Genomic DNA, 20197 nt, shown 5'->3' with positions numbered 1-20197 from the left:
ATCGACACCGCGTGCAGGTACCCGACGATCAGGGGCCGGGCCGAGCCGGGCGCATCCGCGAAACACCGGGCAGATCAACCACACCGTGGCGCACCGCGGCGACGCTGAGCACCTCCATGGTCCCGATCACGATGAGGAACAGGCCGACCACCAGGCCGAGCACGTCCACCGAGTCGAACGGCAGCACACCGACCAGGATGCCGAGCACCATGGTGGCCAGGCCGAACACCTCCTGTTTGCCGCCGCCGGCCAGGTTGTCCGTCCAGGCCGCGACCGTCGCGTGACAGATCCCGCGAATCAACCAGGCCAGTCCGATCCAGAACGACAGCAACAGCGCGGAATTGCCGCCACTGAAACACAGCACGGCGAGCAACATCGACACCAGGCCACTGGCGAAAACGAGCGCGCGCAGGGCGGGCGCGAACTTCGCGCCGAACGCGATGATCATCTGCAATGCGCCGTTGAGCAGCAGGTAGAGGCCGAACAGCAACTCCGCGGTCGGCAGCGACTTGTGTGGCCACACCGCTACGACCACACCCACGATCATCGAGCAGGCACCGGCCACCAGTATTGCCTGCCGGGTACCCCCGGCCAGTGGTTCCGTACGCCCTTCGAGCTCGTTTTCGGGCATAGCTACATGATATGGCTGGACGTCTTCGTTAGCCGCGTGTTTGCTTCACTCGGTGCGCCGATTGTGACGCCGGCCGACACCAATCTCAGCACGCGTCGCCATGAGGCTCAGAATTGAGACAACTATCCCGTTGTATGTGGCGGGAATTCGTGGCTTGCGCTAGTGGAGTTTGCCCGCTGACAACGCTGTGACCTGGTGCGAGTCATTTTCGATGGCAGAACGAGTGCGTGGCTTCGCCTGTGCGGGTGGCCGTTCGACTTTCCCGTTGTGCAAAGTGGCATTTTATGTCTTCTCCGGCGGGCCGTTAGCTTCGGATTCATGGAATGGAGCTTTCTTGCGGCCGAAGACCTTTCGACCGCTATGCGTGCAGGTGAAGTGACCTCGGTGGAACTGACCGAGGAGGCGATCGCGCGGATCGAGCGCGACGATAAAGCGATCAACGCGATCTGCGTGCCGGACTTCGACCAGGCACGGGTCGCGGCGCGCGAGGCCGACGAGGCCCGGGCCCGGGGCGAGGACCGGCCGCTGCTCGGTATTCCGGTGACGGTCAAGGAGTCCTACAACATGGCCGGGCTGCCCACGACCTGGGGCATGCCACAGGTCGAGAAGTACGTGCCTGCCGAGGACGCGCTGCAGGTGTCGCGGATCAAGGCCGCGGGCGCGGTGATACTCGGTAAGACCAATGTGCCGTTCATGCTGCAAGACTGGCAGAGCTACAACGAGATGTACGGCACCACCAACAACCCATGGGATCACGATCGCTCGCCGGGCGGATCCTCCGGCGGATCGTCGGCGGCTCTGGCCGCCGGGTTCGGTGCGCTGTCCCTCGGCTCGGACATCGGCGGTTCGCTGCGCGCACCCGCGCATTTCTGTGGCGTCTACGCACACAAGCCGACACTCGGGCTGGCGCCGATCCGCGGTATGGTCCCGCCGCACACGCAGGCCTTGCCGACCGAGCACGACCTCGCCGTCGTCGGTCCGATGGCGCGCACCGCGCGCGACCTCACGCTGCTGCTCGACGTCATGGCCGGACCGGACCCGCTGGCGCTCGGCGTGGCGTACGACTTGGCGCTACGGCCCGCGCGCCACGAACGGCTCGCCGACTTCCGTGTCCTGGTTCTCGAGGACCATCCGCTGATTCCGACCGGGTCCGCGGTACGGGCGGGCGTACACCGGGTGGCCGCCGCGCTTGCCGACAGTGGCGCCCGCGTCGAATGGCACAGTCCGTTGCTGCCTGATCTGCGCGAAGCCGCGACGCTCTACACGCAACTGCTGACTTCGAACGTCGCCGGGGGTTATCCCGGCGAGCGGTACGAGGAGGCTCGGACGCACGCCGCCGGGCTCAGCGCGGACGACCAGAGTCTGCATGCGGAGTGGGTGCGCGGCATCGTGATGAGCCATCGCGACTGGATCCGGGCGAACAACCGTCGCGAGCTGCACCACCAGGGCTGGCGGCGGCTCTTCGCCGAGTTCGACGCCGTGGTGTGTCCGATCACGCCGACTCCCGCGTTCCCGCACGACCACGAGCATGGTTTGACGGAACGGCAGATCGATATCGACGGCGTCGCGTACCCGTTCTTCAACCAGTTCGGCTGGGTCGGTCTGGCGACCATGCCCGGCCTGCCCGCCACCGCCATACCGGCGGGCCGGTCACCCGAGGGGCTGCCGGTGGGAGTGCAGCTCATCGGTCCGAGGTTCGAGGACCGCACCCCGCTGCGGCTGGCCGAGCTGCTCGAGCAGAAGATCGGCGGTTTTCAGGTGCCGAAGTAGGTCCGTCGTCAATGCATGTCCGCGCCGAGGAGTGGATGCACTTCCAGCGCACATGCGTTGATGGTGGCCGCGACGGATTGTGGCGCGGGTGTGTTCGGTGGCGTGACGCCTAGGCGGGTGTAGGTCGGGCAGGGGTTGCCGTTGGCGTCGACGGCAACTCCCTCGACGATGGCCGATGCGGGACCGGCCGCGAGTGCGTTGCTGTCGGTCACGATGACGACCGGCGGTGCGTCGCGGTCGGGCCGGAGTCCACCCAGGTAGCCGCGGGGCGTGTGGTCGGCGCGGATGACTGGACCGCCCTCGTCGGCTTCGATCTCGGGGTAGCCCGAGAGTTCGCATGCGGGAGTGCCGTTGACCAGACCGATGGTGATCTGCACGCCGCGGTGGGTCGCGCCGGGCGATACCTCGGTGGCGCTGAGTACGAGTTGTCCAGGGGCGCACGGCGACATCTGCTTGCTGCCGATGCTCGGCGGGGCGTCGGTGGCGTCCGGGGTGCTGCCGCATCCGGCGGCTCCGAGGCATGCGACGCAGACGAGGATCCGGGCGTATCGCGTGGTCCGTCTCGACATAGGAATTACATCCTTTCGTCGTCGGAGCAGGCCATCCCCCATTGCTGCACGATCCGTGCGCCGTTCACTCCGACAAGGATATGGTCGCAGGCGCAGGGGCGTGTGTCTCGCCGAACAGGTTGCCGTGTCGGTGAACAGGCTTGCGGCCGTACGGCTTTCGTGTGTCTGCTAACTCTCCGCGTGGCCGTGGAAGGTCAAGAACACGCCGCGTGCCGAGGAACCGTCCGGCAGGTGCCATGGTGCGGTGACATGACCGGTACCGGCACCTTCGGACGGTTCGTCGCCGGGGCGCAGAATCCGGTTGATGCGGACGATCGCCGTGCTGCCCGGAACTCGGGCGCCGACCATGATGTCGGTGCGCGAGGATCCGTCTTCCGCCGATACCGGCTCCGATCCGAGTGTGGGAACCGCGATCTCGGGGTTGGTCACGGCGACCGACTCGTCCACCGTGGCACTGTCGTGCTGTGCCTGGGGCTGCGCCGTTCCGTCGAGTAGCGCCAGGATCTGTGCCACCACCACCGGATCGCGGGTTCCGTCGTAAAGCCATCGCTGCCCGAGTACGCCGTGCATCGATGTGCCGATGAGTGCGTCCTCGGCGTCCTCGAGCGGTGACCCGCGATAGGCGAACGGCACCTGGTAGGTGACCGGCTCCGCACCGGAACTATCGGTCACCGCTACGAACTCGATTCCGACCTCGCCGTCCGGATCGTCGAGTCGAAAACCACCGACCCGCTGCAGTTCCGGACGAGCATCGCCGCGATACCACGGGCGAGTCGGCAACCAAGAGGCCAACAACTCGACTTTGGTGGGAACCATTGTGGTCTCGTGGATTACGGCCATGCTCCGAGTCCTCCTGCTCCGCGCCGCGGCGACGCTGTGCGTCGAGTTTATGGGACTGGGATACCTCCTTCGGCCATACCTATTCCGTTGCCTCGGGACTGATTTCAGTGCTGCGCGTGTCGCTCATTCTTGCGCGATCCCCGCCCGGGGCAGTACACGTCCACCTCGGCCGATGACTGGAGTGCTCATGAGTGGAATCGTGTGGTCTCGCTGAGTTCAGCGCGTGGCACTGTGACGGCATTGGCCGCGGCGGACTGGTCGGCGTAGCCGAAGGAGATGCCGAGCAGGATCTTTCGGTCCTGAATGCCCAGTTCGGCGCGGATGGTGTCGGCGTAGAAGCTCAGTAGTCCTTGCGGGCAGGTGGCTATGCCGTATGCGGTCATGGCCAGCATGAGTGTTTGCGCGTAGATGCCCACGTCGGCGGCCATCCGTACCTCCGCGTTGGGGGCGGTGAACAGTAGCGCGACGTGCGGGGCGCCGTAGAAGCGCAGGCTCTGGGCGTTGTAGGCGTCGCGTGCGGCGTGGTCGTCACGCGCGATCCCGACGGCCGAGTACAGCTGCTCGCCTGCGTGCTGGCGTCGTTGCTGGTAGGTGCCGCGGTAGAGATCGTCGCTGTAGGGGAAGTCGAGGGAGAGTTTGTTGCGGGTGTGCGCGGCGACCAGTGCCTCGGCGAGGCGATCGCGGGCCGCGCCGCTGACCACCTCGACATGCCACGGCTGAGTGTTGGAGTTGGAAGGGGCCGCGCCGGCCAGGGAAAAGACGGACCGCAGCGTGTCCTGGGGTACGGGGTCGGGACGAAACGCGCGGGTGGCGCGTCGTCCGCGGATCAGGTGCTCGGCGTATTGGGGTTGAAGGTCTGTGGTCATCGCCTCATGTCCATGGAGTCGCACTTCTTAAGTAAACGGATTTGTTTACCTAGCGATGAACCCTAGCGGAGATTCGAGCATAGGTAAACGGTGTCGTATACTTAGGGGGTGGCCAAAGAGCATGAGATTGTCCGACGTCGCGGGCGCGGCGGACGAGAGCGAATCCTGGCCGCGGCCACGACGTTGTTCGAGACGCAGGGAATCACCGCGACGGGCATGGAACAGGTCGCGTCGAGCGCCCCGGTCTCCAAACGCACCCTCTACCTCCACTTCCCCACCAAAGACCAGCTGGTGGTGGAGTACCTGAACCACCTCATCGAGACCGGACGCACCATCGACGGCGTACTGGATCGACAAGACCTGACCCCCAAACAGCGCTTGCTCGAGCTGTTCACCGTGCCGGACCCCGGCGAAGGACCAATCCGCGGTTGCCCATTCATCGATGCCGCCGTCGAGTTCCCAGATCCGGACAGCCCGGTCCACGCCTTCACCCGCCAACAGAAACAACGCTTCACCCAACGAGTCATCGACCTGGTGCGAGAACTAGGCGCACCACACCCCGACATCCTCGGCGAACAACTCGCAATCCTCGCCGACGGAGTCGCCAGCAGGTCAATGGTGTTCAACGACCCCACCTGCGGCCACCACGCCCGAGCCGCCGCAGAAGCATTGCTCGCCGCCAGCTGAGCCGTTCAGGCCAGACAGTCTTCACCGACCACGCCCGGGCTGACCAATGCCCGAGCGCGGACGGGTTACGCCATTGTGCGACTGTCCCGTTCGGTGACCGTTGCTGGTTTGCGGCGGGTTTCGGCGAGTAGTTCGTCGAGTTGGGCCTCGGCGCGTTCGGCGCGGGCGAGGGTTTGGGTGCGGGCTTGGTCTAGGGCCTCGATGCGGTGGGCGGCTTCGGTGCGAGCCTTGTCGATGGTGGCGGCGGCTTCGGCGCGGGCGGCGGCGATGTCGGTGGCGGCGGTGCGGCGGATTTCGGCGAGTTCGGTGCGGGTGGTGTCGAGTTCGGCGCGGACTCGGCGCCATTCTTCGCGGGCCTCGTTGGCGGCTTCGATTCGTTCCATGGCGGCTTGCTCGGCGCGTTCGGTGGCGCGTTCAGCGTCGGCGGCGCGTTGGACGGCGAGGTCGCGTTCGGAGTGGGCGGCGGCGACCTGGGCGGCGGATTCTCGTTGCGCGTGGGCGATTTCGGTGGCGACGCGGCGGTCGGTGCGTTCCACCTGTTCGGCGGCCTCCTTGCGGATCCGCTCGATTTCCTCGGCGGCTTCGCGGCGGGCGGTGCGGACGTCGGCCTCGGCTTCGCTGCGAGCGGCGAAGACGTCGTCGGCAGCCTGGCGGGTGGCGCGTTCGACCTCGCGTAAGGCGTCGTCGCGGGTGCTGTTGGCGTCGGCGACGGAGGCTTCCGCGCGTTCGGCCGCACCGGCCGCGTCGTCGGCGGCGGCTTCGGCGAGTGCGCGTGCTTCTTCGGCCTCGCGTCGGGCCTGTTCGGCGGCGACGGTGGCCATTTCGGCTTCGGCGATGCGCCGGGCGGCGTCGGCTTGGACGGCCTGGACCTGCGCTTCGGCGACCGAGGGGTCGCCCAGGGTGGACAGTTCGGCGACGGCGGCGTTGAGGGTGTTGCCCAGTTGGTCTGCGAGTCCACGGAATTGGGTGAGCAGCTCATCAGCCCGGAGGCGGGCGACAGTGACCGGGCCCTGCGGCGTCACAGTGACAGAAGCGAGGGGTACCTCTGACTCCTGTTGTTGCCGTTGACGTTCCCGCCACGCGCGCCATCTCGTGTGATCGGGGTGTTCACAGTATTCGGAGGGACGGCCAGGTCCCCCGCCGCGCGTGATCGGTCGGGAGCAGCCCGGGTAGTTGCAGACGTTGGACACCGGTGAATCGTAGCGTTGGTTTCGTCACTATTGACGTATTCATACGAAACGAAATGTGGCGTGTCGCAAGGAAGCTCATACACCGGCGGCGATTTCTGACCGCCGATAAGTGAACATTATCGGCGGTCAGACTTCAGCCGCATTTCGAAGACTCCCCCAAATCGACTGGTTCTATTACGTTTACGTTTGGTCACATCCAACGAAACGAAACCACTACGATACTGGTCGAAAACTGTGCACCCCTGCACGACCGTCCCATTTCCGTCAGGCCCCACTGAATGTGGCGGATTCCCACTGGATCTGCGGCGCATTGACGGTGCGGTAGCTGTAGAAGCGGATAGCGCCCTCGGCGGACGCCTGGTCACAACCGCTCGACACCGCCACTTCGAATGACAAGTCGCGACGCGAGAGTCAGGGTTCGGACAACGAGCGACCGCTACGCAGGTTTCCTGTGGCAGGGCGGTACCCCACCGTCGACTACCCGGGCTCTCCGAGCATCGTGATCCCGCTGAAGTTCCCGCCGGACTCGTGCCGCAGCATCAGGTCACCGTGCGCACCAAGGGTTCAGATGGGTCGTGCAGCGCCAGCCGCCCTTGTCGGGATGGAACGCGAGTACATCCGCGACATAACGCTATTCGCTGTTCGACATCAACGTCACGCGCGGTCCGCAGGGTTTCCGGCGGCGTCGATCTCGGCCATGTGCTCCTCCGCCCATGCCCGCAGTGCGGCCAGCGGATTCTCCAGGGAGAGTCCGAGATCGGTCAGGCGATAGTGCACCCGCGGCGGGACGGTGGGTTCGACGCGCCGGGCGACAAGTCCGTCGCGGGTCAGGTTCTGCAGAGTCACCGACAGCATCTTCTGCGATACGCCGGGCATCCGGCGCTGCAGTTCGGCGAAGCGCACCTCGTCGGGCGCGGCCTCGGCGAGGAGTTTCACCACCATGGACACCCATTTGGTGCCGAGCCGATCGAGCAGCCGACGGGTCGGGCAGCCTGGAGCGAACAGATCCCCGCGCTGGCCTGTGCTGGGTCGGGTAGTCACCTGGAGCTCACCACCTGTATCGAAAGTGCCGTCTTGGCAGGCTACCCACGGTTACCTACGTTCAGCTAGTAACTGATGGTGACTGCATAGCGGAGGATCGAATGTCTCACGAACTGCCAGATCTCACAGTGCGGATGGTGGCAACCAACGGCATCCAACTGAACGTGGCGATCGCCGGCACCGGGCCCGCGGTCCTGCTGCTGCACGGCTTTCCACACACCTGGCAGCTGTGGCGCGAGGTGATGGGCCCACTCGCGCAACGACATCGGGTGATCGCGCCGGACCTGCGCGGACTCGTCGCCAGCACGCGAGCAGCGGACGGCTACGACGCGGGCACGCTCGCCGCCGACGCCGAGGGGCTGCTCGACGCCCTGGACGAAACCACCGCCTCGGTCGTCGCGATCGATGCCGGTACTCCCCCGGCGTTCCTACTGGCGATGCGGCGGCCCGAACGAATCCACCGGCTGGTGCTCATGGAATCACTGCTGGGCACGCTGCCCGGCGCGGAAACCTTTCTGGCCGGCGGCGCGCCGTGGTGGTTCGGCTTTCACGCGGTACCGGGCCTCGCCGAAAAAGTCCTTGCCGGAAACGAATCCGATTACCTCGACTGGTTCCTGGCGACCGGCACCCAGGGCCGAGGCATACCCGCCGAAACCCGCGATGCTTTCGTCGCCGCCTACACCGGCACCGATTCCTTGCGGTGCGCGTTCTCCTACTACCGGGCAATGCCGACCAGCGCCGATCAGATCCGGCAGGCTGTCGACACCGCCCGCCTCACCGTGCCGACCATGGCCATCGGATCCCACCCGGTCGGAACCGCCCTCGAAAACCAACTCCGCCCCATCGCCGACACCCTGACCGGGCACTTGATCGAGGACTGCGGCCACATCATCCCCCTCGACCGCCCGGCAACGCTGGTGCCGTTGCTCGCCGACTTTCTCGATTCCTGAGCGCCAGAACCTGATCTGGTCGTCGGACCGACGGAAAAGGGGCACACACGCTGTCGTCACAGTGACGACACCAAGGCGTTGACCTCATAGTCCGAGACAACGCCATACCGCGCCTTCGGCAGCCGGTCATCGTGGATCACGAAGTTCGTCCAGACCGCATTGGCGAGCTGACGGAATTCTGTTGAGCAGTAAATAGATTCAGAGCTAAGGTGCAGACTTTCGGATCGCGGGAAAGTGAGTACCTCCGAGTGCATATCGAACCTGAAATCCGTACGGCTGCCGGAGCTGTGCGCGGCAGGCGGGAGAATGATGTCGTGGTGTTCCGGGGCATCCGCTACGCCGAACCGCCCGTCGGCGCACGACGATTCGCGGCCCCGGTTCCGGTGCGCCGGTGGGATGGGGTGCGCGATGCGATGGATTTCGGTCCACCGGTTCCCCAAGCGAGCAACACCGGTGCCGTGATGTCCGGCGGCACCGGTGATGGTTCTGAAGACTGTCTGTCTCTCAACGTTTGGTCACCCGACCTCGGTGCCGCGAGACTGCCGGTGCTGGTGTGGATCCAGGGCGGCACCTACCTGGAGAACAACTCCGCCAACCCACACTGCGACGGTGCACTGATCGCCCGGTCCGGCGCTGTGGTGGTCAGCATGAACTATCGCGTCGGGGTGGACGGCTTCGCCCGCATCACCGGCGTCCCGGACAACCGCGGCATCCTCGACCAGATTGCCGCGCTGCACTGGGTCCAGAACAATATCGCCGCATTCGGTGGCGATCCGGCCAACGTCACCGTCTTCGGCGAGTCCGCCGGTGGAGCGTGCATCGCCGCCCTGCTCGTTATGCCGTTGGCAGCCGGGCTGTTTCGACGGGCGATCTGCCAGAGCATGCCGGGAACCTACTTCTCCGAGCGGCTCGCCACCGAGATCTCCGCAACGATTGCCATTGAACTCGGCACCGAAGCTACCGTCGGCGACCTGGCCCGTTTCCCGCCACGTGCACTGACCGACGCGACGGACGCGGTGATCCGGAAGATTCCGGATTTCGTTGATAGCTGGGGCCCGATGGCGCTCACACCGACACCGTTCTCCCCCATCGTCGACGGCGAGATCCTGCCACGTGCACCGTGGCGTGCGCTCGCAGACGGCGCCGCGCGCGACATCGACCTGCTCATCGGCCACACCCGTGACGAATACCGGCTCTACACATCCCGCCCCGGCGGCAACCCGACCGATGCGCGCATAACCGCGGCATTCACCCACCTCACAACCAGCAGCGAGCTCTATCGCATCGCCTACCCGGACGCCACACCCGCGCAACGATTCGAAGTTCTCAACTCCGACTGGCTGTTTCGGATGCCAAGCCTGCACCTCGCCGACGCCGCGCACGCAGGCGGCGGACCCGTCTGGCTTTACGAACTGGCCTGGAGCTTCAACTCCGAAGAGGGCGCCTCGCACGCTCTCGACGTCCTGCTCCTCTTCGGCACCCTCAGCCCCGACGAGGTACGCGCCCACCCCTCCGCCCACCCGAACGCCGCGACCGAGATCACGCACGTCGGGCAGGACATGCGCACCGACTGGGTGTCCTTCGCGACCACCGGCGAACCGGGTTGGGCGCCTTACGATCCGGTCACCCGATCCACCCGCGTCTACACCGCCGCGCCGACCACCCAGCCCTACCCGGAGGAACGCTCGCGCCGCATCTGGTCCACGCACCGATTCGACACCCTGGACCTACTGCACACCGATTGACCGACAACCGAAAGCGGCAGCCCATCTATACGCGCGGAGGCAAGGGTTGTGGTGCGCGCGGACCGACGTATCGGGCCGACGGCCGGATGACCTTCGCGGTGTCCGCTTGCTCGAGAATGTTGGCGGTCCACCCGACAACGCGGCTAGTGGCGAAGGTTGGGGTGAACATCGAACGCGGAATTCCGCAGAGCTCCATCACAACTCCGGCGTAGAACTCCACGTTTGTATAGAGATCCCGGCCGGGCTTGAGTTCGGCGAGCACCTCGGTGACTCGCCGCTCCACGGTCGTCGCGAACTCGACCAGTTCCCCACCGAGCTCGATGCCAATGGCGCGCAACAGAACCGAGCGCGGATCCGCAGTGCGATACACCGCATGACCGAATCCCATGACACGGTCACCCTTGGCGACCTTCTCCGATACCCAGCCGTCGATCCGGTCCGCACTACCGATCTCATCCAACCCGTCCAGCGCCCGGTCCGGCGCGCCACCGTGCAACGGTCCGGAGAATGCGCCGATCGCCGCGATGACTCCCGACGCAACGTCGGCACCGGTCGAGGCCACGACCCGCGCGGTAAAGGTAGACGGATTGAACCCGTGATCGATCGTCGCAATCAGATACTGCTCGATCGCCCGAGTGGCCTGCGGTCGCGGCGACTCGCCGGTCAGCATGTACAGCCAGTTCCCAGCCGTCGACAGATCCGCGCGCGGGGCCACCGGTTCCAATCCGCGATGTAGCCGGTGCAAAGCGGCGAGGATGGTCGGCGCCACCGCGCAGATCAGTAGCGCGTCGGCCCTGCGTGTGGCGGGTTCGCTGTCCCACACCGGTTGCAGATCGCGAGCCGCGGCCAACATCGACAGTGCTGTCCGCAGACCGACCATCGGACGCCCACTCACCGCGATCGCGGGCAGCACCGGAAGCAATTCCGTTGGCAGCGAACGCGATCGCGCTACCTCGTCGGTGAACTCGGCCAACTCTGCCCGATCGGGCAAACGTCCCTCGAACAGCAGAAACCACACCTCTTCGAAGCTGCACGCGGACGCCAGCTCGATCGCCGAGTACTGGCGATAGTGGTAGAACCCCTCCTGCCCGCGCACATCGCCGATTCGAGTCTCGGCCGCCACCACACTCCGCAGTCCCGCGGGCGCGTCGATCAGCTCATCGAGTGCAACACCGTTGATCGTCATTGTTCAGACCTCCTCTTGACTGAACTGTGCGATCACGTTCAACTAGAGTCAATATTGATCAAGTCAATGTAAGTGCGGAGAGGCAGGTCATGGACAGGAAAGGTGACGCACGCCACCTCACGACCGCCGAGGTCGCGAGCCGTCTCGATATCAAGCCCGAGACCGTCTACGCCTACGTCAGCCGAGGACTGCTGACCAAGATCCCGGCCTCGGGCCGTCGCGGCAGCCTGTTCCGCGAGGACGAGGTCGCCCGGCTGGCGCAAGGCCGACGGCACGGCGTCGATCGCCGCGCAACGATCGAGGACATCCCCACCACGATCTCGCGCATCGAGGACGACCAGCTGTACTACCGAGGTCAGAACGTTGCGGGGCTGATTGCAACGCACCCGGTCGAGGCAGTAGCAAGCCTGTTGTGGTCCGGCGAATTGACCTCGCCAGTAGAGCAATTCACCGCTCCAGCCGAGATTCTCCGCACCACCCGGGCCGCAGTCGGCGCTCTCGCCGACAGTGTCCGGCTGACCGATCGGATGCGCGTCGCGGTAACCGTCGCCAGCGCAAGCGATCAGCTCCGCTTCGACCTGTCGCCGCAGGGAGTGCTGCGAACAGCCCGCATCCTGCTCGCGGTCGAGGTCGACTGCCTCGCCGCCACACCACCCGATTCCGGAACGCTCGCGCAACGGCTAGGCCCCAGCCTGACCGACCACCCCGTGCCCACCGACCTGCTCGACTCGACCTTGACGCTGCTCGCCGATCACGGACTGGCGATCTCCACGATGGCCGCCCGCGTCGCAGCCAGCGCGCGGGTCCATCCGTACGGTGTCGTCTCCGCCGGTCTCGGCGCCTTGGACAGCCAATACCACGGCGCCGCAAGCACTGTCGCGTACCGCTTCCTCACCGACGCGATCGCTGACCCGCTCGGCGCGGCCTCCGAGCGGCTACGACTCGGCGGCGGACTCCCGGGTTTCGGGCACCTCGTCTACCGCACCGCCGACCCGCGCGCCGAGCTGCTGCTGACCATGCTCCGCCCCATCCCCGCCGCCGCACCAGCGCTGACCGCCATCGACACCATCACCGACCAACTCGGCGCACCACACACCGCCGTGCCGAACATCGACCTCGCACTGGCCGTACTCATGCACGCCTACCGCATGCGCCCCGACGCCGGCGAAGCGATCTTCGCGCTCGCCCGCACCATCGGCTGGATCGCGCACACCCTGGAGGAGTACGCCGAACCACCGATGCGCTTCCGCCCCAACCGGCGCCCGGAGAACCCTCCCGCCGAATGACAGTGTGACAGCAGTCACAATCATCAATCCGCTTCCGGATGTCGAGAATGTAGCGCTGGTTCCGTCCCAGGGGCATAGCGGCCACAAGGGCCGCCCGTCGAAAGAAGAGAACCATGGAACCGAACCAGATCGCCGAGATCCTGAACCGCCCGCTCAGCCAGGAACTGCTGGCCCGCGATTTCACCCGCCTGGCCTACGTCGCCAAAGACGGCACACCCCGCAACATCCCGATCGGGTTCACCTGGAACGGCTCGGAGGTCGTGGTGTGCACCTCGACGAACGCTCCGAAGCTCCACGCCCTGCGCAACAATCCGATGGTCGCCCTGACCATCGACACCGAGGTGCACCCGCCCAAGATGCTGCTCATTCGCGGTCGGGTGGAGCTGGACACCGTCGAGGGCATCCCGGCGGAGTACCTCCAGATGAACGGCTCCTACGAGATGACACCCGAACAGCGGGTGCACTGGGAGGCGGAGGTGCATTCGCTGTACGAGAGCATGGTCCGGATCGTCGTGACGCCGACATGGGTGAAGCTGATCGACTTCGAGACGAACCTGCCCAGCCCGGTCGAGGAGCTGATTCAGCAGCGGGCGGAGCGTGCGCGCGCTTGAGTATCGCCTGCGCCCACCCGAGCCGCTGTGGTGGGATGTCGAGAAACCGTGTGCGGCTTCGTCCCAGCAATGAGCACCGCCACGATGGGCGGTACATAGTAAGGAGATCATCGTGAAGTACCTGCTGCTCAAGCACTATCGCGGCGCGCCCGCACCGGTCAACGACGTGCCGATGGATCAGTGGACGCCAGAAGAGGTTTCGGCCCACGTGCAGTACATGCAAGACTTCGCCACGAAGATCCAGGACACCGGCGAATTCGTCGATGAACAAGCGCTGTCCATGGGTGGCACGTTCGTCCGCTACGACGGCGAGGGAAAGCCACCGGTCACCGACGGCCCGTTCGCGGAGACCAAGGACCTGATCGCCGGATGGATGGTGATCGACGTCGAGAGCTATGAGCGAGCGCTCGAGCTGGCCGGTGAGTTGTCCGCGGCGCCGGGGGCGGGTGGAAAGCCGATCCACGAGTGGCTCGAGGTGCGCCCGTTCTTCACCGAGACCGCGTGCATCACGGAGTGACAGGGTGGATGAGGGTCGGCTGCTCAGCTCGGTGATCGGGATCGTCGGCTATCGCGCAGCAGAGTTCGCGACGGTTGCAGACGCGGCGCGCGTGGGACCGGGCCGGTCAGGGCGGATCGGGTGATGGACGAACTGCTCTTACGGGAGCTGACTCCCGCGGTGATCGGCGTCCTCGTGCATCGCGGAGTCGACTTCGCGACAGCCGCAGACGCTGTCCAGGAAGCACTCATCCAGGCCACCGTCAGCTGGCCGGAACAGCAGCCCGCCGACCCGAAGGGCTGGCTGGTCACGGTCGCCTGGCGCAAGTTCCTCGACGCCCACCGCTCCGAGACCGCGCGCCGCGACCGGGAGGAGCGGATCGAGGCCGAGCCGACACCCGGTCCGGCCGAGGCGGTGGACGACACGCTCCAGCTCTACTTCCTGTGCGCGCACCCATCCCTGACACCGGCTTCGGCGGTCGCGCTCACGCTGCGTGCGGTCGGCGGCTTGACCACTCGCCAGATCGCGCAGGCCTACCTCGTGCCCGAAGCGACCATGGCTCAGCGGATCAGCCGTGCCAAGAAAACCGTGTCGGACGTCCGGTTCAACCAGCACGGTGACGTCGCCACCGTGCTGCGCGTGCTCTACCTCGTCTTCAACGAGGGCTACTCCGGCGACGTCGATCTCGCCGCCGAGGCGATCCGGCTCACTCGCCAGCTCGCGGTCAGAACCAAACACGAAGAGGTGGCGGGCCTGCTCGCACTCATGCTGCTGCATCACGCCCGGCGCCCCGCCCGAACCACCCCCGACGGCAGCCTCGTGCCGCTCGCCGAACAGGACCGCAGCCTCTGGAACACCCGCCTCATCGCCGAGGGCGTCGACATCCTCCAGGCAGCCCTCGCCCGCGACCGCCTCGGCCAGTTCCAAGCCCAAGCCGCCATCGCCGCCCTGCACGCCGACGCCCGCACCGCCGAGGAGACCGACTGGGTCCAGATCGTCGAGTGGTACGACGAACTCCTGCGCCTCGCCGACACCCCCGTAGCCCGCCTCAACCGCGCCGTCGCAGTCGGCGAGGCCGACGGCCCACGAGCCGGCCTCGCCGCACTAGCCGAACTCGACCCAACCCTGCCCCGCCACACCGCCGTCGCCGCCTACCTCCACGAACGCGACGGCGACCCGGCCACCGCGGCCCGCCTCTACACCGAAGCCGCCCAATCCGCCCCCAGCCTCCCCGAAAGCAACCACCTCACGCGTCAGGCCGCACGCCTCAACGCACAGCTGCGCGGTTGACGTTCGCGAGTCCTTCAGTGACACAGGCGGTTCGGGGCCGTCAATCGTCAGCACGCCGGGCCTTCGATCACTTCCCGAATGACACCCGTAGGTCAGTTCTCCCAGGATGAAGCGCCGTGCTGCAGCCGGTTTCGTGAGCCCGAAGTCTCCGCTGCTCCTACGGGGTCAGTGCGCGAATCCGGCTTGCATCAGACTCGGCGATGCCGCAAAGCCATGCCGGTTGTAGGCGCTGATCGCCTTAGGGCTGGCGTGAACGGTCAGCGGTTTCAATCCGAGTTCATCGGCGAGGCTGACGACGGCATCGATGAGTTGACCGCCGAGCCCGTTCTTTCGGCGGTCCGGCACCACGTAGACGCTTTGCACGTCGCCCGAAAGGCGTTGCAGCGTGCGCGGGCTCGGTGCGCGTTGGAAGATCGCCAGCCATGCCATCCCGATGACGACGTCGTTTTCGAGCAAGACCAGACAGCGGTGCGAGGATCTGTTGGCCTGCGCCCAGGATATGAACACCTCGGTGAACTCCGCTTGCGTAGTCGACGGAATCCCTTGGTTTTCTGCAAACCATTGCCAACGAAGTTGGGCGACGGCAACCAGTTCATCGTCTTGCACCGGACGTACCATGGTTGTGCTCATTCACGAATTCTGGCACAGCACAATGGATTACGAATGACATAGTCGCAGCAGGCAAGCTGGCTTCTGGCCCGGGATCGGATGGCCCCGCCGATCTGGTGCGGTGCGGCGGTAGAACTGGTTGGTATGAGTGACCGCGTCAGAGTGTGGTGTTTGCGGCATGCGGAATCGGAGAACGTCGCCGGAGGTATCGCGGGAGTTGTACCGGCGGCGCCGCTCACTGCTCGCGGCCGTCGTGAAGCTATGGCAGCTGCACGCGTTTTGGGCTGCGAGCCCGTCGCTCGGATCTACTGCAGCACCGCATTGCGTACGCAGCAGACTGCTGCGGCACTTGCCTCCAATGCATCTCTCGACGTCGTGGCGCTGGCCGAGCTGACCGAGGTCGGCATTGGAAAGCACGAGGGCGTGAGTGATCCGGCGGTTCGGCGACAGACGGCTGATGTGCTGCGGGCGTGGATCGTTGAGCGTGATCTGGATCAGCGAGTGGCGGATGGCGAGTCGGGGCGGGAGGTACTGGCTCGGGTGGACGCCGCCTTTCGGCAGATCGCGGCTACCCACTCTGGCGAGATCGTCGTTGTCGTCGGGCACGTTGCCAGCCTCACCCTGGCCGTCGCGTGGCTGTGCAGGCTCGGATCTCATGTCTGGGGAAGGCCGTTGCCGCATGCCGAGCCGTTTCTTGTGGAATGGGATGGAAGCGCATGGCACTGCGCCGCGTGGCCGAACAGGTCGTAGCGCGGGTCAGCGCAGCCGCAGGCACTCTCACGGACTTCGGAACAGCTCGACTGACTGCGGCCACAGGAGCGCGGGGCGTGCGCTTGGCAATCCACCCACTGGACGCATGATCACGAGGAACTGGTGGCGACATTGTTCGAGAAGCCAACAGCACCAGTTCCCCTGATCATGAACGCGCCGCCCCGTTCAAGGGCCGTCGGTAATCGTGGGCGGCCAGTCGGTGGGCGACGCGCGCAATGACGCTCGATGCCGCGAATTGGGCTGGGGCAGCAGCACAATGGGATCGGTCTAGGAATAGGGAGCTGATCGATGGAAGAGCGGGCCGCTGTCGTCGCGATGCCGGAGTCGGTGCGGACCGAGTTGCGTCGTGGGGTGCGCAGCGTGCTCGTGGACGCGGCGGCGTTGCGGCTCGTGCGGGAGCGGTTCGATGACAATCAGGCGGGCTCGCTGCGGCGTTATCTCGAAGCGTCGCAATCGGCGAATACATTGCGCGCCTATCGGACTGATTGGATCGCGTGGTCGGCGTGGTGTCTGGCCGAGGGTCGGCAGGCGATGCCCGCGGATCCGCTCGATGTCGCCGTGTATCTGGCCGCTGCTGCCGACGCGCGTCGCGACACCGGCGAGTGGGCGTTCAGTGCGGCAACTTTGGAACGTAAATCGGCCGCGATTGCCGCGGTGCACGCCGCGAACGGACTGCCGTCGCCCACCCGCTCCGACGTTGTCCGGCTCACCCTGCGTGGTATCCGGCGCACTCGGCGTACGCAGCCGAAACGCAAACGCCCCGTGCTGCTGCACACCCTCGACCAGCTGCTTGCCGGGCTGCCGGAGCCCGGCTGGCCGACCGAACCCGCGCGGCGGCGCGATGCGCTCGTGTTGTTGATCGGGTTCGCGGGCGCCCTGCGACGCAGTGAACTCGCTGGTCTGCGCATCGCTGATGTGGATGTGCAGCTCGATCACGCCACCGGCGAACCGGTGCTGCTGGTGCGGTTGCCGTCGACGAAGACCGACCCCACCGGTGTCGCCGAACAGCGCGTCGCGTTGCCACGCGGTCAACGCCCACGCACCTGCCCGGTCTGCGCCTTCGCCGACTGGGTTCGCCTGCTCGAAATACACACCGCCGCAGGCACATCGGGCCTACGCGCCCACCTGACCGAGGAAACCACAGATCCGGACATCCACCGCTGCCACGGCTTCACCGGAACCGCTCTCGCCGAGCAACCCGATCTACCCTTGTGCCCCACCATCAATCGTCACGGTACGGTCGGCACCACCCCCATGTCCGGCCGCGCCGTCGCTGAGCTCGTCAAACGCTACGCCGCCCGCGCGGGCCTCGACCCCGACCTCTTCTCCGGCCACTCCCTGCGCGCGGGTTTCGCCACCCAAGCGGCCCTCGGCGGTGCCAGCGACCGCGAAATCATGCGCCAAGGTCGCTGGTCCAATCCGCGCACCGTGCACGGCTACATCCGCACCGCAAACCCCTTGGAAGACAACGCCGTCACCAAACTCGGCCTCTGAACCTTGCGCTACCGGGTCTTCACGATTCGACTGACGCCATTGTCGAACTCCACCACGATCCGCCCGATATCGCCGGGACGTTCCGGATCGAACCACACGACAACTTCGTCATCGACATCGATCGGCTTGCCCGGCACCTGATACGCCGTCGGCGTCAACCACCGGCGAGTGCCTGCGTTATCGGTGAATTCCACCGTCAGCCGCGCCACCTTCGGATTCGGCGTCGCCGCAAAGTCCTCCAGCCCAGACGAAGTCACCACACCAAGCGTGCGAACCGACCCCACCCGCAGTTTCGCCGCAGCCCCGCGCTTCCTGTGCCGGTACAGGTGGCCAAGCGCCACCAATACCAGCAGAAGCACCGCGAGCACCAGCAATCCACTGCCGACGAGCCGCGCCGTCCGCACGTCGCCGGACACGTACAGCACGCCACCAGCCACCGCGGACACCACCGCCAGATACTCCACCGGACCGACCCCGGTCCGCTCGACCCCCGCAACCATCGACTTGGTCCGCCACGCTGAAACGACAATCAGCCCGATCCCCAGAACCCATATGGACGGAAGCAAACCGAGCAACCACACCGGCCGACTCCCCACCCGCAGAACCGACACAGGCAGCAGCACACCCGCAATCACCCCACACACAAGAAAGATCGCCTGCTTCACGCCCGACGGACCACCCCGCCCACCACGCCTCGCAACGCGAGACCGCGGCGGCACTGTACTCATCCGCCGAGACTAGCCGACCGTCAGTCGTCGAATTCCGCACGGACGCATCGCGGAAGCGGCCGAGATCTCCATCGGATCGCTGTATCAGTACTACCCCAGAATCCTCATCGAGCAGGCGCCTCGCTCGAGCCACTTGATGGACAAAGCGACCGAACTACAGCGCACGGCAGTGGCCGACATGCGCGAGCTCCTCACCGAACACCCTGACGTGAACGTCGACGACAGGCACGCCGCGGCCCGACTCGTCGTCACCACGATCGAGTTGCTGGCACACCATCTACTGGCCGCCCCCAAGCCCCTCGAGGTCACTGTCTTCGAGAACGAATTGGTAGCCATGCTGACGCGCTATCTCACCGCAGCACCGAAAACCACGTAGCCGAAGTTCCGCCATACCCAATTACCGAACCTCCCGACAACCGGATAAATCGATAGCTGAAGATATGCTGCTCTTGTGCAATCGGTGCCTTTGCCAATGCTGGCCGTCTCCGGGAGGCCACCGGCAGACACCGGCCTATGGGCGATAGAGATGAAATGGGACGGCATTCGCGCCATCGGACGTTCGGTGGGCGGGGAATGCCGGTTCTACAGTCGGAACAACCGCGACCTGAGTGGCTCGTTTCCCGATCTGACCACTATCTTCGCTGAACTTCTCGACGGCAGGGATGTCATCCTCGACGGCGAGATCGTGGCTCCCGAGCCGGGCACCGGCGTACCCTCGTTCCGTCGTCTGCAGCACCGGATGCACGTTGTGAATCCGAACGCCGAACTCCTGCGCGAAATACGAGTCCAGTACCTCATTTTCGATTTGCTGGCGGTCAACGGCGAGTCCATCATGTCGCTCCCCTACTTCGAAAGACGCGCCCGACTAGATGAATTGGCGATCGATCTGCCGCTCGCCAGCACCCCGCCCTACTATTCCAACGTCGACGCCAACACCATGCTCGACGTCGCCCGCGACCACGGACTAGAGGGCATCATCTCCAAGCGCCTCGACTCCACCTACCAGGCCGGCCGCCGCTCCCCAGCCTGGATCAAAACCCCGCTACGTAGAACCACCGAGGTCGTCGTCGCGGGCTGGCTCCCCGGCAACGGCCGCTACTCCGGCATCTTCGGCTCCCTCGTGATGGGCGCCTACGACGACGCAGGCCGCCTGGTCCACATCGGCAATGTCGGAACCGGCTGGACCATGCGCGACCGCAAGGCCCTACAGTTGCGCCTCAACGAAATCGCCCGCCCCGACAGCCCTTTCGACATTCCACCCCCACGACCCTTGGCTGCCATGGCCCACTGGGTCGAACCCGAACTCGTCGCCGACATCGAATTCCGCGAAGCCAGCCCCGACGGATTACGCCACCCGAGCTGGCGCGGCCTGCGCCCCGACAAGTCTCTGCGCGAAGCCAGGGTGCCGGATCTCGGCTGACAGCCGTTCGGATGCGC

At 65.9% G+C, this 20197-nt stretch carries 22 protein-coding genes; 12 read left to right on the top strand and 10 right to left on the bottom strand.

All coding sequences use genetic code 11. The annotated features are described in order from the left end of the window. Window positions 1-28: 28 nt before the first annotated feature. Window positions 29-631: a DUF308 domain-containing protein gene (locus tag ACQPW1_RS25175; RefSeq protein ID WP_433653957.1), complete on the bottom strand. Its 603-nt coding sequence runs from the start codon at window positions 629-631 to the stop codon at window positions 29-31. 318 nt (window positions 632-949) lie between these two features. On the opposite strand from ACQPW1_RS25175, the gene ACQPW1_RS25170 reads away from it, so the two are divergent. Beyond that, window positions 950-2401 carry an amidase gene (locus ACQPW1_RS25170; RefSeq protein ID WP_433653955.1) on the top strand — a complete coding sequence of 484 codons (1452 nt, stop codon included), beginning with the start codon at window positions 950-952 and terminating at the stop codon, window positions 2399-2401. 8 nt (window positions 2402-2409) lie between these two features. Here ACQPW1_RS25170 and ACQPW1_RS25165 read toward each other — a convergent pair whose 3' ends face one another. The 3 genes from ACQPW1_RS25165 to ACQPW1_RS25155 all read right to left on the bottom strand — a co-directional run bounded on the left by ACQPW1_RS25165 (window position 2410) and on the right by ACQPW1_RS25155 (window position 4676). Continuing rightward, window positions 2410-2970: a hypothetical protein gene (locus tag ACQPW1_RS25165; protein WP_433653953.1), complete on the bottom strand. Its 561-nt coding sequence runs from the start codon at window positions 2968-2970 to the stop codon at window positions 2410-2412. Between the two features lie 168 nt (window positions 2971-3138). After that, entirely contained in the window at window positions 3139-3810 is a 672-nt protein-coding gene (locus ACQPW1_RS25160; RefSeq protein WP_433653951.1) for a maltokinase N-terminal cap-like domain-containing protein, read from the bottom strand. A 185-nt stretch (window positions 3811-3995) separates the two neighbouring features. After that, window positions 3996-4676, bottom strand: coding sequence for a nitroreductase (locus tag ACQPW1_RS25155; protein WP_433653950.1), 681 nt, complete (start codon window positions 4674-4676; stop codon window positions 3996-3998). A 108-nt stretch (window positions 4677-4784) separates the two neighbouring features. On the opposite strand from ACQPW1_RS25155, the gene ACQPW1_RS25150 reads away from it, so the two are divergent. Continuing rightward, window positions 4785-5363 carry a TetR/AcrR family transcriptional regulator gene (locus tag ACQPW1_RS25150; RefSeq protein ID WP_433653948.1) on the top strand — a complete coding sequence of 193 codons (579 nt, stop codon included), beginning with the start codon at window positions 4785-4787 and terminating at the stop codon, window positions 5361-5363. A 65-nt stretch (window positions 5364-5428) separates the two neighbouring features. On the opposite strand, the gene ACQPW1_RS25145 is transcribed toward ACQPW1_RS25150, so the two are convergent. From ACQPW1_RS25145 to ACQPW1_RS25135, 3 genes are all read right to left on the bottom strand, one after another. Continuing rightward, on the bottom strand, window positions 5429-6385 hold the full coding sequence (locus ACQPW1_RS25145; RefSeq protein ID WP_433653947.1) for a hypothetical protein: 957 nt from the start codon (window positions 6383-6385) through the stop codon (window positions 5429-5431). Between the two features lie 432 nt (window positions 6386-6817). After that, on the bottom strand, window positions 6818-6949 hold the full coding sequence (locus tag ACQPW1_RS25140; RefSeq protein WP_433653945.1) for a hypothetical protein: 132 nt from the start codon (window positions 6947-6949) through the stop codon (window positions 6818-6820). A 258-nt stretch (window positions 6950-7207) separates the two neighbouring features. Next, window positions 7208-7594, bottom strand: coding sequence for a winged helix-turn-helix transcriptional regulator (locus ACQPW1_RS25135; RefSeq protein ID WP_433653944.1), 387 nt, complete (start codon window positions 7592-7594; stop codon window positions 7208-7210). Between the two features lie 101 nt (window positions 7595-7695). On the opposite strand from ACQPW1_RS25135, the gene ACQPW1_RS25130 reads away from it, so the two are divergent. Then, a complete protein-coding gene (locus ACQPW1_RS25130; protein WP_433653943.1) occupies window positions 7696-8544 on the top strand; it encodes an alpha/beta fold hydrolase in 849 nt (282 codons plus the stop codon). A gap of 209 nt (window positions 8545-8753) precedes the next feature. After that, window positions 8754-10289 (top strand): carboxylesterase/lipase family protein, encoded by a 1536-nt coding sequence (locus tag ACQPW1_RS25125; RefSeq protein ID WP_433653942.1) that lies wholly within the window; start codon window positions 8754-8756, stop codon window positions 10287-10289. 25 nt (window positions 10290-10314) lie between these two features. Here ACQPW1_RS25125 and ACQPW1_RS25120 read toward each other — a convergent pair whose 3' ends face one another. Then, the gene (locus tag ACQPW1_RS25120) at window positions 10315-11475 is read right to left on the bottom strand and encodes a citrate/2-methylcitrate synthase (protein ID WP_433653940.1); all 1161 of its coding nucleotides are present in this window, start codon (window positions 11473-11475) and stop codon (window positions 10315-10317) included. 89 nt (window positions 11476-11564) lie between these two features. Between ACQPW1_RS25120 and ACQPW1_RS25115 the strand changes: the two genes are divergently transcribed. The 4 genes from ACQPW1_RS25115 to ACQPW1_RS25100 all read left to right on the top strand — a co-directional run bounded on the left by ACQPW1_RS25115 (window position 11565) and on the right by ACQPW1_RS25100 (window position 15158). After that, window positions 11565-12761, top strand: coding sequence for a citrate synthase (locus tag ACQPW1_RS25115; protein WP_433653939.1), 1197 nt, complete (start codon window positions 11565-11567; stop codon window positions 12759-12761). 113 nt (window positions 12762-12874) lie between these two features. Next, entirely contained in the window at window positions 12875-13372 is a 498-nt protein-coding gene (locus ACQPW1_RS25110; RefSeq protein ID WP_433653938.1) for a pyridoxamine 5'-phosphate oxidase family protein, read from the top strand. Window positions 13373-13481: 109 nt separating this feature from the next. Continuing rightward, the gene (locus tag ACQPW1_RS25105) at window positions 13482-13889 is read left to right on the top strand and encodes a YciI family protein (protein ID WP_433665331.1); all 408 of its coding nucleotides are present in this window, start codon (window positions 13482-13484) and stop codon (window positions 13887-13889) included. 123 nt (window positions 13890-14012) lie between these two features. Further along, complete coding sequence (locus ACQPW1_RS25100; RefSeq protein WP_433653937.1) at window positions 14013-15158, top strand: RNA polymerase sigma factor; 1146 nt, start codon at window positions 14013-14015, stop codon at window positions 15156-15158. A gap of 165 nt (window positions 15159-15323) precedes the next feature. Here the strand turns inward: ACQPW1_RS25100 and ACQPW1_RS25095 are convergent, their stop codons facing one another. Further along, window positions 15324-15788: a GNAT family N-acetyltransferase gene (locus tag ACQPW1_RS25095; RefSeq protein WP_433653936.1), complete on the bottom strand. Its 465-nt coding sequence runs from the start codon at window positions 15786-15788 to the stop codon at window positions 15324-15326. A gap of 78 nt (window positions 15789-15866) precedes the next feature. Here ACQPW1_RS25095 and ACQPW1_RS25090 point away from each other — a divergent pair, with 78 nt between their 5' ends. Together ACQPW1_RS25090 and ACQPW1_RS25085 are read left to right on the top strand one after the other, a co-directional pair. Continuing rightward, the gene (locus ACQPW1_RS25090) at window positions 15867-16517 is read left to right on the top strand and encodes a histidine phosphatase family protein (RefSeq protein WP_433653935.1); all 651 of its coding nucleotides are present in this window, start codon (window positions 15867-15869) and stop codon (window positions 16515-16517) included. A gap of 309 nt (window positions 16518-16826) precedes the next feature. Further along, window positions 16827-18032 carry a site-specific integrase gene (locus ACQPW1_RS25085; protein ID WP_433653933.1) on the top strand — a complete coding sequence of 402 codons (1206 nt, stop codon included), beginning with the start codon at window positions 16827-16829 and terminating at the stop codon, window positions 18030-18032. Between the two features lie 8 nt (window positions 18033-18040). Here ACQPW1_RS25085 and ACQPW1_RS25080 read toward each other — a convergent pair whose 3' ends face one another. Then, the gene (locus ACQPW1_RS25080) at window positions 18041-18532 is read right to left on the bottom strand and encodes a hypothetical protein (RefSeq protein ID WP_433653931.1); all 492 of its coding nucleotides are present in this window, start codon (window positions 18530-18532) and stop codon (window positions 18041-18043) included. A 259-nt stretch (window positions 18533-18791) separates the two neighbouring features. Between ACQPW1_RS25080 and ACQPW1_RS25075 the strand changes: the two genes are divergently transcribed. Both ACQPW1_RS25075 and ligD read left to right on the top strand, forming a co-directional pair. Next, window positions 18792-19136 (top strand): hypothetical protein, encoded by a 345-nt coding sequence (locus ACQPW1_RS25075; RefSeq protein ID WP_433665330.1) that lies wholly within the window; start codon window positions 18792-18794, stop codon window positions 19134-19136. Between the two features lie 96 nt (window positions 19137-19232). Further along, window positions 19233-20180 (top strand): non-homologous end-joining DNA ligase, encoded by a 948-nt coding sequence (gene ligD / locus ACQPW1_RS25070; protein WP_433665329.1) that lies wholly within the window; start codon window positions 19233-19235, stop codon window positions 20178-20180. The last annotated feature ends 17 nt before the right edge of the window (window positions 20181-20197 follow it).

Origin of the sequence: Nocardia sp. CA-128927, assembly GCF_050955855.1 — a bacterium.
Lineage (GTDB): Bacteria > Actinomycetota > Actinomycetes > Mycobacteriales > Mycobacteriaceae > Nocardia.
Note: the sequence above shows the minus strand (reverse complement) of the source record. Positions and strands in the feature narration are given on the sequence as shown.

What these genes read in the sequence shown, in the direction of transcription:
- ACQPW1_RS25175 (WP_433653957.1), bottom strand. Translation starts at nt 631, where the DNA reads ATGCCCGAAAACGAGCTCGAAGGGCGTACGGAACCACTGGCCGGGGGT.
- ACQPW1_RS25170 (WP_433653955.1), top strand. Translation starts at nt 950, where the DNA reads ATGGAATGGAGCTTTCTTGCGGCCGAAGACCTTTCGACCGCTATGCGT.
- ACQPW1_RS25165 (WP_433653953.1), bottom strand. Translation starts at nt 2,970, where the DNA reads ATGTCGAGACGGACCACGCGATACGCCCGGATCCTCGTCTGCGTCGCA.
- ACQPW1_RS25160 (WP_433653951.1), bottom strand. Translation starts at nt 3,810, where the DNA reads ATGGCCGTAATCCACGAGACCACAATGGTTCCCACCAAAGTCGAGTTG.
- ACQPW1_RS25155 (WP_433653950.1), bottom strand. Translation starts at nt 4,676, where the DNA reads ATGACCACAGACCTTCAACCCCAATACGCCGAGCACCTGATCCGCGGA.
- ACQPW1_RS25130 (WP_433653943.1), top strand. Translation starts at nt 7,696, where the DNA reads ATGTCTCACGAACTGCCAGATCTCACAGTGCGGATGGTGGCAACCAAC.
- ACQPW1_RS25120 (WP_433653940.1), bottom strand. Translation starts at nt 11,475, where the DNA reads ATGACGATCAACGGTGTTGCACTCGATGAGCTGATCGACGCGCCCGCG.
- ACQPW1_RS25115 (WP_433653939.1), top strand. Translation starts at nt 11,565, where the DNA reads ATGGACAGGAAAGGTGACGCACGCCACCTCACGACCGCCGAGGTCGCG.
- ACQPW1_RS25110 (WP_433653938.1), top strand. Translation starts at nt 12,875, where the DNA reads ATGGAACCGAACCAGATCGCCGAGATCCTGAACCGCCCGCTCAGCCAG.
- ACQPW1_RS25100 (WP_433653937.1), top strand. Translation starts at nt 14,013, where the DNA reads ATGGACGAACTGCTCTTACGGGAGCTGACTCCCGCGGTGATCGGCGTC.
- ACQPW1_RS25095 (WP_433653936.1), bottom strand. Translation starts at nt 15,788, where the DNA reads ATGAGCACAACCATGGTACGTCCGGTGCAAGACGATGAACTGGTTGCC.
- ACQPW1_RS25090 (WP_433653935.1), top strand. Translation starts at nt 15,867, where the DNA reads ATGGCCCCGCCGATCTGGTGCGGTGCGGCGGTAGAACTGGTTGGTATG.
- ACQPW1_RS25085 (WP_433653933.1), top strand. Translation starts at nt 16,827, where the DNA reads ATGGAAGAGCGGGCCGCTGTCGTCGCGATGCCGGAGTCGGTGCGGACC.
- ACQPW1_RS25080 (WP_433653931.1), bottom strand. Translation starts at nt 18,532, where the DNA reads ATGGTTGCGGGGGTCGAGCGGACCGGGGTCGGTCCGGTGGAGTATCTG.
- ligD (WP_433665329.1), top strand. Translation starts at nt 19,233, where the DNA reads ATGCTGGCCGTCTCCGGGAGGCCACCGGCAGACACCGGCCTATGGGCG.